A 13,610-nucleotide genomic window follows, 5' to 3' on the forward strand; every position below is an offset into this window, starting at 1 on the left:
CCGGACGGCGGTTGCCGCCCGGGGTCACGATTTCCCCAAGGCGCCTCAGCCGGCGTCCTCTTCTTCGTCGTCTTCGTCGACATCATCCTCGTCGAGGTCCCAGTCGGGCGAATCAGGGTCGTACTCGATCCGCTCACTGCTCCATGAGGCCTGCTGGAGTTCCACCCCGGGCACCTCACCGACCAGGCCGAACGGATCGACGAGGTAGGCGAGGGCCTCCGCGGTGTCTTCCGTCACAGCCCCTTCGGCGTGTACCCGTTCCGCGTCGGGCATGTCACTGTCGCCGGCGATCCGGCGCAGCGCGGCCTTGGTCACCGCGTCCCCGTCCTCGACTTCGAGGACGAGTTCCACGCGAAGCCGTACAAAACGTGATGTCTCTGGAGTGCTCATGCTCGGAGCGTACGGCCCCTCGCCCCCGTGACTTTCCCGTGACCCGCGCCTTTCACTAACATCGCCCCACACGGCCAATTCACCAGCGCCACAAGGGGATCGATATTCCGTGTCATCCGCTCGCCGTCCGTTGCTGACCGCCACCGCCGCGGGCACCCTGCTGGGCGCCCTGTGGTTCGTTCCGTCCGCGAACGCGACGGCGGAGCATCCGGTGAGAACGGCCTCCTCGGCGAACCCGTCTCCGCAGGTCACAGAGCAGGCCAGGGTCGCGTCCACGGCCACGCAGAGCTCGGTCACCGAGGCCAGGCTGGCCGACACGGGCAGCTTCGACAGCACCCCGTACGTCGTCGGCGGGACCGTCTTCCTCACCCTGGGCGCCGGATTCGTCGCATATGCGGTTCGCCGGGAACGTCTCGGTTTTTAACTTCACTTGACGTTTCGTCGGCGTGGCACTCATAGTCCGCCCATGAAGAGATCATCGGGCGCGCGACTGGGCGCCACGGCTGCCGTGAGCGTGCTGTCGCTCGCCCTCATCACGGGCTGCTCCGACTCAGGGTCGGACAACGCCACGGATTCCAAGGGGTCCAAGGAATCCGGTTCCTCCTCCTCGTCGGCTCCGGCCGCGAAGGCGCTGACCAAGGCCGAGCTGGAGAAGCTGCTCCTCGCGCAGGGCGAGGTCAAGGGCTACAAGGTCACCTCGGGCGACGACACCCTCCCGAAGTCCAAGTCCGAGGTGAAGACCGACAAGGCGGCGTGCGACCCGCTCGCCTGGTCCACTGCCGCTCTCGCCCCGGGCGACACGGACGCGAACGCCAGCAACTCCGTCGCGGAGGACAAGGCGTCGACCGCCACCGCGCAGCCGGAGGACATCGCGGACGCCTTCGACATCAACATGACGTTCGTGGGCCTGTCCTCGTACGAGGGCGACGGCGCCGAGCAGGCCATGAAGGCCGTTTCCGACGGAGTGACGGCCTGCTCCGGCGGGTTCGGCCTCGCCGCGGACGGCGAGAACTCGAAGGTCACCAAGATCGCCCCCCAGAAGGGCTCCGGGCTGGGCGACGAGTCCGTCGCGTTCTCCGAGGACGTCGACATGGACGGCGAGGGCTCGGCCACCTTCCACACCGAGGTGGTGCGCAAGGGCAACACCATCGCCACGTTCTACACGGTGAACTTCGCCGCGCTCGGCTCCGGCAAGGCGGCCGAGATCCCGGCGGCCGTGGTCGAGGCGCAGGTCGCCAAGCTCAAGTGATCCCCCCGGGGCCCTGCGGCACGGCAGGGCCCCGCTTCCGTCAGGCCAATGACCCGGCGACCGTGACCGCAGCGGCCCGGTGACCGTGACCGCAGCGGCCCGGCAACCGCCACGGCAGCGGCCCAGTGGCCGTGACCGCAGCGGCCCGGCACCCGTCACCACAGCGGCCCGGCACCCGTCACCACAGCGGCCCGGCACCCGTCACCACAGCGGCCCGGCACCCGTCACCACAGCGGCCCAGTGGCCGTGACCGCAGCGGCCCGGTGACCGTCACCGCAGCGGTCCAGTGACCGTCTCCACCGCCGCGACCAGCCGTCCCTCGCGCACGAACGCGTCCGCCGCGGCCAGGTCGGGCGCCAGGAACCGGTCCGGTCCGGGACCGCCGACACCGGCCTCGCGTACCGCGTCGATGACCGCCTGCGTCGCGGGCGCCGGGGACAGGCCCTCCCGCAGCTCGATCGCGCGCGTGGCGGCGTACAGCTCGATGGCGATGATCCGCGTCAGGTTGTCCACGGCCGTGCGCAGCTTGCGCGCCGCCGACCAGCCCATCGAGACGTGGTCCTCCTGCATCGCGGAGGACGGGATCGAGTCCGCCGAGGCCGGTACGGCCAGCCGCTTCATCTCGCTCACCAGCGCCGCCTGCGTGTACTGGGCGATCATCAGGCCGGAGTCGACCCCGGCGTCGTCGGCGAGGAACGGCGGCAGCCCGTGGCTGCGGTTCTTGTCGAGCAGCCGGTCGGTGCGGCGCTCGGCGATGGAGCCGAGGTCGGCCGCGGCGACGGCCAGGAAGTCCAGGACGTACGCGACCGGCGCCCCGTGGAAGTTCCCGTTGGACTCCACCCGCCCGTCCGGCAGCACCACGGGGTTGTCGACGGAGGAGGCCAGCTCACGCTCGGCGACCACGCGCGCGTGCGCCATGGTGTCCCGCCCGGCGCCGGCGACCTGCGGAGCGCAGCGCACGGAGTAGGCGTCCTGGACGCGGGGGGCGTCGTCCTGGTGGTGCCCGGTCAGGCCGGAACCTTTCAGCACGGCCAGCATGTTGGCGGCGCTGGCGGCCTGCCCCGGATGCGGCCGGATGGCGTGCAGCTCGGGGGCGAGCACCCTGTCGGTGCCGAGCAGCGCCTCCAGGCTGAGGGCGGCCGTGACGTCGGCGGACTTGTAGAGCGTGTCCAGGTCGGCCAGGGCCATGATCAGCATGCCGAGCATGCCGTCGGTGCCGTTGAGGAGGGCGAGCCCCTCCTTCTCACGCAGCTCTACGGGCCGGATCCCGTGCGCGGCGAGCAGCTCACCGGCGGGCCGTACGGCCCCGTCGGGGCCCTCGGCCTCCCCCTCCCCCATGAGCGTGAGGGCGCAGTGGGACAGCGGGGCCAGGTCGCCGGAGCAGCCGAGGGAGCCGTACTCGTGCACGACCGGGGTGATCCCGGCGTTGAGGACGTCGGCCATGGTCTGCGCGACCTCGGGGCGGACGCCGGTGTGTCCCGAGCAGACGGTCTTGAGCCGCAGGAACATCAGGGCCCGTACGACCTCCCGCTCGACGCGCGGCCCCATGCCGGCGGCGTGCGAGCGGACGATGTTGCGTTGCAGCTGGGCGCGCAGGTCCGGGCTGATGTGCCGGGTCGCCAGGGCGCCGAAGCCGGTGCTCACGCCGTAGACGGGGTCCGGCTTGGCCGCCAGCGCGTCCACGATCTCGCGGGCGGCGGTCAGAGCGGCCACGGCCTCCTCGGAGAGCTCGACCCGGGCGCCGCCGCGCGCCACGGCGTGGACGTCGGACACGGTGACCCCGGACGTCCCCACCACCACAGTGTGCATATCCATATTCAGGAGCGTACGCAGTGAATTCGACAATGTCACGAGTGGGTGCGGCGTCCGCCCCTTACCTCCTTCGGTTTCCCGCCCGGTCACCCGTCCGGAGAGTGCCGTCCCCGGAACCGCCGCCGCTCGCCGTCCGCTTCCGTCGGCGGCTCGTCCGCCAGCCGTACGACGGGATCGTCGGGCCCCTCGCGGCCGGCGACGACGGGATGGGCGGCCTTCTCCGCCTTGGCCCGGTACTGGGCGGCGTCCGCGAGCCGGAAGAGCCGGCGGGCATCGTGAACGGGCCCGATCGGGTACTCGGTGGACGCGACCCCGCAGGCGACCCCGTCCCCGAGCTCCAATTCGGCGGCCCGGCGGCACAGTTCGTCGGCCGCCTTGACGACCTGGTCGGCGGGCACCCCGACCGCGAGCAGACAGAACTCGTCGCCGCCGAGCCGTGCCGCGAGCGCCCCCGGCAGCATGGCCCCGCACAGCGACAGCACGGACCCGAACCGCTCCAGGAGCCGGTCGCCGACCGCGTGCCCCTGTGTGTCGTTGACCCGCTTGAGCCCGTTCAGATCACACACGACGAGACTGACGGCGACGCCGTCCCTGCGGTGCCGCTCGATCGCCCGCTCCAGGCGTACATCGACGGCACGGCGGTTGGCGAGCCCGGTGAGCGCGTCGGTGAACGCCAGCCGCCGGGCCTCCTCCAGCCGCTCGGTCTGCGCGATCCCGGCGGCGACGACGGCGGCCAGGACGGTGGCGAAGTCGGCGTCGGACCGCTCGAAGACCTCCGCTCCGGCCGGACGGGCGACGTACAGCTCGCCCCAGGCGCGGCCGTGCAGCACGATGGGCGCGACCACGCAGCATCCGCGTCCCCGGCGGCGCAGCGCGGCGACGCGCTGGTGGCAGTACCCGGGCCGCCGCCCGGCCGCCGGCCCCTCGGCGGTCTCGACCCACGCGCCGGGCTCGCCGCCCCCCGCCCACTGCTCGTGCAGGAACTCGGTGATCTCCGCGAACTGGTGCACCGGGTAGGCCTCGTCGTCCGGGAACACCACCTCCCCCTCGGCGAGATCACCGACGTTCACCAGAACCCTGAGCCGCCCGAGCTCCCGCTCCCACACCGACAGCGCGGCGAAACTCCCACCCAGCGCCCGACACGCCCCGGCAGCCGCCGCACGCCACGCCTCCCGCAGGCTGTGCGCACCGGCCATCCCCTGAGCCAACGCCACGACGGCAGCCAGCCGCCTGTCCTCACCCATCACTCCAGGCTAGGGATATTCGGGTCGAATCGGGATGTTTACGGAGCGAACGGGGAGAGGTGGGCGTCGGCGTGCCCCGCGGCGGGCGGCCGGGTCCGCGATCCGCGGGCAGTCGTGCCGCCTGGGGCGATGGGGGGAGGGTGGGCGCGGAGGCACCCGGCAGCGCCGGGTTGCGCGACCCACCCGCCCCAGCCGCAGCGCCGGGAGTCATCAAACGCCGCTCACGAAGCCCTCGCGCCCCACCTGTACACACCCCACCGCACTACTCCCCCGGCCACTCCGGCCTCCGCTTCTCATTGAACGCCGCGACCCCCTCCGCCCGGTCCCCGGAAAACGCCACCGCCCGCCACGCCGCGTCCTCGACCTCCAGCCCGGCCCGCAGATCCAGCCCCTGCCCCAGCCGCAGCGCCCGCTTCGCCGCCCGCAACCCCACCGGTGAGTTCCCCGCGATCCGGCCCGCCAGGGCCAACGCCTCCTCCCGGTCCCGCCCGTCCTCCACCAGCTGGTCGACGAGCCCCAACTCCCGTGCCTCCACGGCCTCCACCCGCCGCGCCGAGAAGATCAGCTCGGCCGCCCGCGCCGCCCCCACCCGCCGGGGCAGCAACTGCGTACCGCCGCCCCCCGGGATCACCCCCACGGACACCTCCGGCAACCCCACCACCGCCGTACGGTCGGCCACGATCACGTCGCACGACAGCGCGAGCTCGAACCCGCCCCCCAGCGCGAAGCCGTGCACCGCCGCGATCGTCGGCACCGGCAGCTCCAGCACCCCGGTGTACGCCCCACGCGCCACCGGCCGCTGCCGCACCAGATCGGCGTCGGCGAACGAATTGCGCTCCTTCAGATCGGCGCCGACACAGAACGCCCGCTCATGCGTCGAGGTCAGCACGACCACCCGTACGCTCCGGTCCTCCCCCAGCGCCGCGCACGCCCCGGCGATGGACCGGGCCATCTCGGTGGACACGGCGTTCATGGCCTTGGGCCGGTCGAGGGCGAGCTCCGCGACATGCCCCTGCTCGTGCCGCCGCACCAGCACGAACTCCCCGAACCGTTCCTCACTCATGACACCCTCCGGTTAACGCGGGTTAACACCACTCGCCCCGATCATCGCAGCCGGCCCGCGCCGGGAAAAGAGCGGACGCGGCCGGTTCCCGCAGCACCGCCCCGCCCACCCGTTCGAGTGACATACCGGCGACTCCGGCCCCGCCTGCCAGGGCAGCGCATAGCGTGCGCACCGCCACGGCGTATCGGGGGCGCGTGCGCATCGGGGAGGGATCGGGATGACGACGAACACGCCGGCGAAGCCACATCGGGACACCGGGCCCGCGGCGTCCGCACCACCCCAGCCGAACGGAGCGACCGGTACCGGTACCGACACTCGCCTCTTCAGCCCCCGCAGCCGGGGCCGGCACCGCAAGCCCCGGCCCCGCAAGGTCCTGCTCGCAGCCGGCGGCCTCGCCCTGGCCGCAGGCGCCCTGAGCCTCGTACGCCTGACGTCCGGTCCGGGCGCCGGCAGCGTCGACACCGCCGAGGCCGATCCGAGCCCGGACCAGGTCACCGGCACGGAACACGCGACCCACACCGCGGCGACCGCCGCCGCCGTGCCGAGGGTCAGCCCGTCGGCGCCCACGGTCCTCGGCGGCCCCAGCACCACACCGACCGCCTCCGGCGGAAGCACGGCCCCCACCTCACCCGCGACGACCACCGTGCCGATCACCGCGCCCCACGCCACCACCATCCCCGACGCGACGAACCCCGCCCCCGCACACCCGACGACGAGCACCGCATCCCAGCCGTCCCGGACCCCGCCCCCGAGCCGCACCACGCCCGCCCCGCCCCCGAACCCGGGCCGCCCCGACCAGCCCGAGCAGCCGGAGGCCCCGGCGGACCCCGGCCTGTGCATACCGGTCATCGACCTGTGCGTGGGCGGATCGGACCACCGACGCTGACGGCGGCGCGCGGCTACGAGACCCCGTTGCGCCGCGTGAGCAGCCACGGCTCCACGACGCCCAGCCCACGCACCGGCCGCTGCCACATCGGCTGCAACGCGAACCTGTACACCGGTGGCTCCTCGCCCTCCTTCTCCGCCGCGGCCGCCTCCTCGACCGCCTCCGCCTCGGAGGCCGGTGCGTCCTGCGTACGGATCAGCTCCTCGGCGAAGGCGGTGTCGACCAGGACGGCGTCCTTCGGCGCTATCGAGGTGAGCCGGGAGGCCAGGTTGACCGTCGTACCGAAGACATCACCCATACGGGTGGTCACCGTGCCGAACGCCATGCCGACGCGCAGCTCCGGCATGGTCTCGTCGTTCGCCATGGTCTCGATGAGCCGCAGGGCGATCTCGGCGGCCGTCCCGGCGTCGTCGGCGGCGTACAGCACCTCGTCGCCGAGCGTCTTGATCAGCCGTCCGCCGTGTGCGGCCACCAGGTCGGCCGCGGTGGTCTCGAAGGCCTCGACGAGCTCGCCGAGTTCCTCCTCCTCCATACGGCGGGTCAGCCGCGTGAACCCGACCAGGTCGGCGAAGCCGACCGCGAGGCGCCGGTCGACCATCTCCTCGTCGTCGGCCGCCTGCACGACCCGGCCGGCCGAGGCGGCCAGCTGGCGCCGCCAGACGTAGACGAGGAACTCCTCCAGCTCGGGCAGCAGGAGCTCGACGATGGGGTACGTCACCTCGGTACGCGTCATCCCGGGCTCCGGGGGCTCGGTCAGGCCCTCCAGGAACGAGTCGATCTGCCACTCGGCGAGTCTCGCCGTGGTCTGTCCGGTGGACCTCGCCACCTGCACGGCCATGGCCTCGCTCAACAGCCCCGACTCCACCAGACCGGCCAGCCGCCGCAGGGCGAGGACGTCGGCCTCGGTCAGCGCCTTGGCCTGGCCGACGTCGGCGAAGCCCATGGCCCGCCAGAAGCGGGTGGCCAGGTCCATGGTGACGCCGGCACTGCGGGCCGCCTGGAAGGGGGTGTAACGACGCTCCGCGCCCAGGATGAGCTGTTCGAGGCGCAGAGCGAGAGGGTCCTCGCCGGGATCGGCGGACTGGGGGTCCCCCTGCTCCAGCGACGCCGAGAGTGGGGGAGGGTCCTCCCGGCCCTGCGCGTCCGTGCCGGAACCCGAGTCGTCGACGGTCACGCCTGCTGCCCTTCCGATCTGTCACGGTCATGTATCGACCGGCCTCAACTCTACGGCAGGTGTGCGCCAGCTCACTCCGTCAGGTTCAGCCGGGGGGACGAGGTGAGAGGGCGTTGCCGCGGGGCGGGGTGTCCGCCCGCAGCGGCTGGCGGAAACGCCCGATACCGCGGCAACGGACCAGCTCCCCAGACCGAGGACGGACACCCCCCGACGCGGCCCCGACCCACAACCACCGCGTAGGCGCTACACCGGCCACCACCCCACCCGCACAGGCCGCCGCAGACACCCGCACCCCGCACCCCCTCAAGCGGGCCGCAAATGCACGATGTCCCCCGCCCCCACCGGCTCCTGCACCCCCTCCTCCGTCGCCAGCACCAACCGCCCGTCCCCGTCCACGGCGACCGCCTCCCCGACCACCGCCCGGTCCCCCGGCAGCTCCGCCCGCACAGCCCTCCCCAACGTCGCGCACCCCGCCGCATACGTCTCCTGCAGCCCGCACGCGGCCGCGTCACCGCTCGCCGCCCGCCACCGCCCGTACCAGTCCTCCAGCGACCGCAGCACCGCCCGCAGCAGCGGGTCCCGGTCCGTCGACACCGCCCCGGCCAGCGCCAGCGAGCCCGCCGTCGGGACCGGCAGCTCGTCCTCGCGCAGGGTGACGTTCACCCCGACCCCGACCACGACCCCGTCGTCGCCCGCCCGCTCCGCCAGGATCCCCCCGGCCTTGCGTTCCTCCCCGCCCACGATCACCAGCAGGTCGTTCGGCCACTTCAGCGCCGTGTCCACGCCCGCCGCCCGCGACAGCCCCGTCGCCACGGCGACACCGGTGAGCAGCGGCAGCCAGCCCCAGCGGGCCACCGGTACGTCCGTCGGCTTCAGCAGGACGGAGAAGAACAGCCCCGACCGGGCCGGCGCTGTCCACTGCCGGTCGAGGCGGCCCCGCCCGGCGGTCTGCTCCTCGGCGACGAGGACGGTGCCCTCCTGCGCGTCGCCCGCGGCGGCCCGGGCCACCAGGTCGGCGTTGGTGGACCCGGTCCGCTGCACGACCTCGATGTCGCAATAGAGCCCGCCGTGCCCGCCGTGCCCGCCGTCCCGCACCAGCCCCCGCCGCAGCGCGGCGGCATTGAGGGGCGGACGTTCCAGGTCGGACCAGCGGCTGTCGTCTGATGCATCTCGCGGCGTCATGCAAGCCACCCTAGGTGTGGTAAACACCGCACTGCCGATGTGGAGGCACCCCACTACGCTACGGATGAGTAACCGTCCCCCCTTTTGAGCAGGCAGGGAGCCGCATCCCGATGTCCGAGCCGGAAGAGCAGCAGCCTGACATTCACACGACCGCGGGCAAGCTCGCGGATCTGAAGCGCCGTATCCACGAAGCGACGCACGCCGGCTCCGAACGCGCCGTCGAGAAGCAGCACGCCAAGGGCAAGCTGACAGCCCGTGAGCGGATCGAGCTCCTGCTCGACGAAGGCTCCTTCGTCGAACTCGACGAGTTCGCCCGCCACCGGTCCACGAACTTCGGGCTGGACAAGAACCGCCCGTACGGGGACGGCGTCGTCACCGGGTACGGGACCGTCGACGGTCGCCCGGTCGCCGTGTTCTCGCAGGACTTCACCGTCTTCGGCGGAGCCCTCGGCGAGGTCTACGGGCAGAAGATCGTCAAGGTGATGGACTTCGCCCTCAAGACCGGCTGTCCCGTCATCGGGATCAACGACTCCGGTGGCGCCCGCATCCAGGAGGGGGTCGCCTCCCTCGGCGCCTACGGCGAGATCTTCCGCCGCAACACCCACGCCTCGGGCGTGATCCCGCAGATCAGCCTGGTCGTCGGCCCCTGCGCGGGCGGCGCGGTGTACTCCCCGGCCATCACCGACTTCACGGTCATGGTCGACCAGACCTCGCACATGTTCATCACGGGCCCGGACGTCATCAAGACGGTCACCGGCGAGGACGTCGGCTTCGAAGAGCTCGGCGGCGCCCGCACCCACAACTCCACCTCCGGCGTGGCGCACCACATGGCCGGGGACGAAAAGGACGCGATCGAGTACGTCAAGCAGCTGCTGTCGTACCTGCCGTCCAACAACCTCTCCGAGCCCCCGGCGTTCCCGGAGGAGGCGGACCTCACCGTCACCGACGACGACCTCGAGCTGGACACGATCGTCCCGGACAGCGCGAACCAGCCGTATGACATGCACACGGTGATCGAGCACGTCCTGGACGACGGCGAGTTCTTCGAGACGCAGCCGCTGTTCGCGCCGAACATCCTCACCGGCTTCGGACGCGTCGAGGGCCACCCGGTGGGCGTGGTCGCCAACCAGCCGATGCAGTTCGCGGGCTGCCTCGACATCAAGGCGAGCGAGAAGGCCGCCCGCTTCGTGCGCACCTGCGACGCCTTCAACATCCCGGTCCTCACCTTCGTCGACGTGCCGGGCTTCCTCCCCGGCGTCGACCAGGAGCACGACGGCATCATCCGCCGCGGCGCCAAGCTGATCTACGCCTACGCCGAGGCCACCGTCCCGCTCATCACGGTCATCACCCGCAAGGCCTTCGGCGGTGCCTACGACGTCATGGGCTCCAAGCACCTGGGCGCCGACCTCAACCTCGCCTGGCCCACCGCCCAGATCGCCGTCATGGGCGCCCAGGGCGCGGTCAACATCCTGCACCGCCGCACCATCGCCGAGTCGGACGACCCGGAGGCCACCCGCGCCCGGCTGATGCAGGAGTACGAGGACACCCTCCTCAACCCCTACGTCGCGGCCGAGCGCGGCTACGTCGACGCGGTGATCATGCCGTCGGACACCCGCCGTCACGTCGTACGCGGTCTGCGTCAGCTGCGCACCAAGCGGGAATCCCTGCCTCCGAAGAAGCACGGCAACATCCCCCTGTAAGCCTGTAACCGTCAGCCTGTAAGCCCTACGGCCCCTTGGAGCGCTACATGACGATCAAGGTCGTACGGGGCAATCCGACCCCGGAGGAGCTGGCCGCCGCACTGGCGGTGGTCCGGGCGCGCGCCGCGGCGGCGGCCGCCACGCCGCCCGGCGCGCCCCGCCCCCGCGACTCCTGGTCCGACCCGTCCCGCATCGCCACCCACCGCCTGCCCCAGCCGGGCCCGGCGGCGTGGGCCCGCACGTACTGGCCTGGTTCGTGACCAGAACCTAGAGCACCGCCGCGACGGCTTCGGCCATCACCGCGTACCCCGCGTCGCTCGGGTGCAGGTGATCGCCGAAGTCGTACGACGGACGCAGCCGGTCCGGGTCCACCGGGTCGGCCAGGACGCGGTGGAGGTCGACGACCGTGTCGTACTCCTCCGCGCACCGGATCCACTCGTTCAGCTCGTGGCTCACCTTGGCCGCGTGCTCGCCCCAGTGGTCCGACCCACCGAGCGGCAGCAGGGTCGCGCCGATCACCCGCAGACCGCGGCGGTGCGCCTGCCGTATCAACTGCCGGTGACCGTCGATGAGTTCGGCGGCCTCCACCACCGGTGCCGGTTTGTACGTCGGCTGCTCGTCCGTCTCGCTGAAGCCGATGTCGTTCAGGCCGAGCAGCACGACGAGCGTGTCCACGCCCGGGTGGGCGAGGACGTCCCGCTGGAGTCGGCGGACGGCCTTCTCGCCGTACCAGGACGAGTCGTTGAGCAGCAGGTTCCCGCCGATGCCCGCGTTCAGCACGGGACGCCCGGTGCGCTCGGCGAGCGCGTCCGACCAGCGGCGGTTCGCGCCGGGCGTGGAGCCGAAGCCGTCGGTGATCGAGTCGCCGAACAGCGCGATCCCGTCGCCGCGGCCCGCGTCGGTCTCGACGGCCGACAGGAGGTACCAGGACTCGGTCGTGGCGTCGAAGCCCGTCCCCGCGGCGTCCGTGAGGAGATCGCCCTCGCCCCGGTAGCTGGTCGCGAAGGCCTGCGCGTGGAACGTGGCCGGGCCGGTCGCGGTGTCGAAGTGGAGGGTGACGGTGACCGACTCCCGTGCGGGTACGGCGAGTTCGGCCGGGTCGCTCAGCAGTTCCCCGTGTGCCGGGATCCCGGTGCCGTACGCGCCCGCGAAGGTGAGCCGCCGCAGCGAACCGGGCGCGACGGCCGCCCCCGCGGTCGTACGGCCGACCGTCGCGCCCGCGATGCGGAGCGGAGAGGTCCCGTACGCGTTCGAGAACCGGACCCGCAGCCGGTCGCCGCCGGCGGTCAGGCGGACGACCTGGCGCAGTGACTGACGCCAGAAGCCCTCGCGGGACCAGTTGGGGGTGAAGCCCTCGCCGGGGAGCTGGGGTGACGCGGTCCAGGCAGTGGTGAACATGACACGCCTTCCAAAGGGAACCAGAGTCCCTTTAGCTTAACGGATCCACATTCCCTTTTGGCTAGGGCCGGGTGCCGGGCAAGTTGAGTACGCGTACTCAGGCGCCGCGCCGGATCGCCGACCGACGATGGAAGGCATGCTGTGGTCCGACCCCGAGAACGAGCCCCCCAAGGAACTGCGGGACACGCAGGAGATGCTGCGGCGACTGGGCGTTCTCATGGCGTTGGCCATGGTGCTGGCGATGCTCGTGATCGGCGTGAGATGAGGGCACCGGGGCCGCGCCGATACGCTGAGCGCATGACAGATCAGCCGCGCCGCCGACTCGTCCTCGCCTCCCAGTCCCCCGCCCGGCTCGGGCTGCTCCGCCAGGCCGGACTCGACCCCGAGGTGATCGTGAGCGGCGTCGACGAGGACGCCGTCACCGCCCCCACCCCCGCCGAACTGGCGCTCGCCCTCGCCGAGGCGAAGGCCTCCGTCGTGGCCGCGAAGCCCGAGGTCAAGGGCGCGATCGTGATCGGCTGCGACTCGGTGCTCGACCTGGACGGCCAGGCCCTCGGCAAGCCCGCGGACGCCGAGGAGGCCACCGCCCGCTGGAAGGCCATGCGCGGGCGCACCGGAACCCTCCAGACGGGCCACTGCGTCTACGACACGCTCAGCGGCCGCTACGCCTCCGCGACCGCCTCCACCGTCGTCCGCTTCGGCGAGCCGACCGACGAGGAGATCGCCGCGTACGTCGCCTCCGGCGAACCCCTCTACGTCGCCGGAGCCTTCACCCTCGACGGCCGCTCGGCCCCGTTCATCGACGGCATCGACGGCGACCACGGCAACGTGATCGGCATCAGCCTGCCGCTGGTGCGGCGCCTGCTGGCCGAACTGGGCGTCGGCATCACGGAGTTGTGGGCGCCGACGGGGAAGTGACCGGCGGGGAATCGACCGGCGGAGAAGTGACCGGGGAGCCGCCGTCGTCCCCCTCGCCTCCCGCCGGCGTGGCGTCGGCGAGCTCGGCCGGACGGTCGTACGTCATCAGCAGCAGCACGATGAGGCCGAGCACCAGCGCCATGAACAGGAATGCCGGCCAGCCGACCAGCCCCCACACGAACGCGCCCAGCGTCCCGTGCACCACGGCCGCGCTGATCAGCAGCACGCGCCCGAAGCCCGCCGCCGGGCGGTTCCGCAGCGCGACCAGCAGGGCCACCAGGCCGCACAGCGCGAAGTAGAGACCGAAGACGATCCCGCCGGCCTTCGAGGACACCGACATCATGTGCGGGTCGAGGCCGGCCAGGGACATGTCCTGCCGGTCGACGACGACCCCCAGGAACCAGTTCAGGGCAGCGATCCCCAGCGCCTCGGCGAAGAGCACGACCGCCACGACCCACGCCACCGGCCTGCGCACCACCGGCCCCACCCACTTCCGAACACACGTCCATCCGGGGTTCGGTTACCCCGAGTACGTTTGGAGACGTCACGAACGCTACTAACGGGTAAACCTCGGGACAAGAGTCATGCGGATGG

General features: G+C 72.2%; 15 protein-coding genes. 7 read left to right on the top strand and 8 right to left on the bottom strand.

Translation table 11 applies throughout. The features are described 5' to 3' along the window. Positions 1-45: 45 nt before the first annotated feature. Positions 46-390, bottom strand: coding sequence for a hypothetical protein (locus ACYVMZ_RS19350; protein ID WP_461081227.1), 345 nt, complete (start codon positions 388-390; stop codon positions 46-48). A gap of 109 nt (positions 391-499) precedes the next feature. On the opposite strand from ACYVMZ_RS19350, the gene ACYVMZ_RS19355 reads away from it, so the two are divergent. Then, complete coding sequence (locus ACYVMZ_RS19355) at positions 500-814, top strand: hypothetical protein (protein ID WP_461081229.1); 315 nt, start codon at positions 500-502, stop codon at positions 812-814. 42 nt (positions 815-856) lie between these two features. Continuing rightward, complete coding sequence (locus ACYVMZ_RS19360) at positions 857-1,639, top strand: hypothetical protein (RefSeq protein WP_461081231.1); 783 nt, start codon at positions 857-859, stop codon at positions 1,637-1,639. Between the two features lie 270 nt (positions 1,640-1,909). On the opposite strand, the gene hutH is transcribed toward ACYVMZ_RS19360, so the two are convergent. The 3 genes from hutH to ACYVMZ_RS19375 form a co-directional block, all read right to left on the bottom strand. Next, positions 1,910-3,448: a histidine ammonia-lyase gene (hutH, locus tag ACYVMZ_RS19365; RefSeq protein WP_461081366.1), complete on the bottom strand. Its 1,539-nt coding sequence runs from the start codon at positions 3,446-3,448 to the stop codon at positions 1,910-1,912. 89 nt (positions 3,449-3,537) lie between these two features. After that, a complete protein-coding gene (locus tag ACYVMZ_RS19370) occupies positions 3,538-4,695 on the bottom strand; it encodes a GGDEF domain-containing protein (RefSeq protein WP_461081233.1) in 1,158 nt (385 codons plus the stop codon). Positions 4,696-4,957: 262 nt separating this feature from the next. Then, complete coding sequence (locus ACYVMZ_RS19375; RefSeq protein WP_461081235.1) at positions 4,958-5,758, bottom strand: enoyl-CoA hydratase/isomerase family protein; 801 nt, start codon at positions 5,756-5,758, stop codon at positions 4,958-4,960. Between the two features lie 217 nt (positions 5,759-5,975). Here ACYVMZ_RS19375 and ACYVMZ_RS19380 point away from each other — a divergent pair, with 217 nt between their 5' ends. Further along, the gene (locus ACYVMZ_RS19380) at positions 5,976-6,644 is read left to right on the top strand and encodes a hypothetical protein (RefSeq protein WP_461081237.1); all 669 of its coding nucleotides are present in this window, start codon (positions 5,976-5,978) and stop codon (positions 6,642-6,644) included. A 13-nt stretch (positions 6,645-6,657) separates the two neighbouring features. Here the strand turns inward: ACYVMZ_RS19380 and ACYVMZ_RS19385 are convergent, their stop codons facing one another. Together ACYVMZ_RS19385 and ACYVMZ_RS19390 are read right to left on the bottom strand one after the other, a co-directional pair. Next, complete coding sequence (locus ACYVMZ_RS19385; RefSeq protein ID WP_461081239.1) at positions 6,658-7,818, bottom strand: adenylate/guanylate cyclase domain-containing protein; 1,161 nt, start codon at positions 7,816-7,818, stop codon at positions 6,658-6,660. A 303-nt stretch (positions 7,819-8,121) separates the two neighbouring features. Next, a complete protein-coding gene (locus ACYVMZ_RS19390) occupies positions 8,122-9,000 on the bottom strand; it encodes a biotin--[acetyl-CoA-carboxylase] ligase (protein WP_461081241.1) in 879 nt (292 codons plus the stop codon). A 110-nt stretch (positions 9,001-9,110) separates the two neighbouring features. On the opposite strand from ACYVMZ_RS19390, the gene ACYVMZ_RS19395 reads away from it, so the two are divergent. Beyond that, positions 9,111-10,700 carry an acyl-CoA carboxylase subunit beta gene (locus ACYVMZ_RS19395; RefSeq protein ID WP_461081243.1) on the top strand — a complete coding sequence of 530 codons (1,590 nt, stop codon included), beginning with the start codon at positions 9,111-9,113 and terminating at the stop codon, positions 10,698-10,700. A 47-nt stretch (positions 10,701-10,747) separates the two neighbouring features. Beyond that, entirely contained in the window at positions 10,748-10,960 is a 213-nt protein-coding gene (locus tag ACYVMZ_RS19400; protein ID WP_461081246.1) for an acyl-CoA carboxylase epsilon subunit, read from the top strand. A gap of 7 nt (positions 10,961-10,967) precedes the next feature. Here ACYVMZ_RS19400 and ACYVMZ_RS19405 read toward each other — a convergent pair whose 3' ends face one another. Further along, a complete protein-coding gene (locus ACYVMZ_RS19405) occupies positions 10,968-12,098 on the bottom strand; it encodes an SGNH/GDSL hydrolase family protein (RefSeq protein ID WP_461081248.1) in 1,131 nt (376 codons plus the stop codon). A gap of 136 nt (positions 12,099-12,234) precedes the next feature. Between ACYVMZ_RS19405 and mmpB the strand changes: the two genes are divergently transcribed. Further along, on the top strand, positions 12,235-12,363 hold the full coding sequence (gene mmpB, locus ACYVMZ_RS19410) for a morphogenic membrane protein MmpB (protein WP_365666435.1): 129 nt from the start codon (positions 12,235-12,237) through the stop codon (positions 12,361-12,363). A 32-nt stretch (positions 12,364-12,395) separates the two neighbouring features. Then, positions 12,396-13,016 carry a Maf family protein gene (locus ACYVMZ_RS19415; protein WP_461081250.1) on the top strand — a complete coding sequence of 207 codons (621 nt, stop codon included), beginning with the start codon at positions 12,396-12,398 and terminating at the stop codon, positions 13,014-13,016. On the opposite strand, the gene ACYVMZ_RS19420 is transcribed toward ACYVMZ_RS19415, so the two are convergent. After that, entirely contained in the window at positions 12,985-13,494 is a 510-nt protein-coding gene (locus tag ACYVMZ_RS19420) for a hypothetical protein (protein ID WP_461081252.1), read from the bottom strand. The genes ACYVMZ_RS19415 and ACYVMZ_RS19420 overlap by 32 nt on opposite strands. Positions 13,495-13,610 lie beyond the last annotated feature (116 nt).

Source organism: Streptomyces deserti, assembly GCF_054782695.1.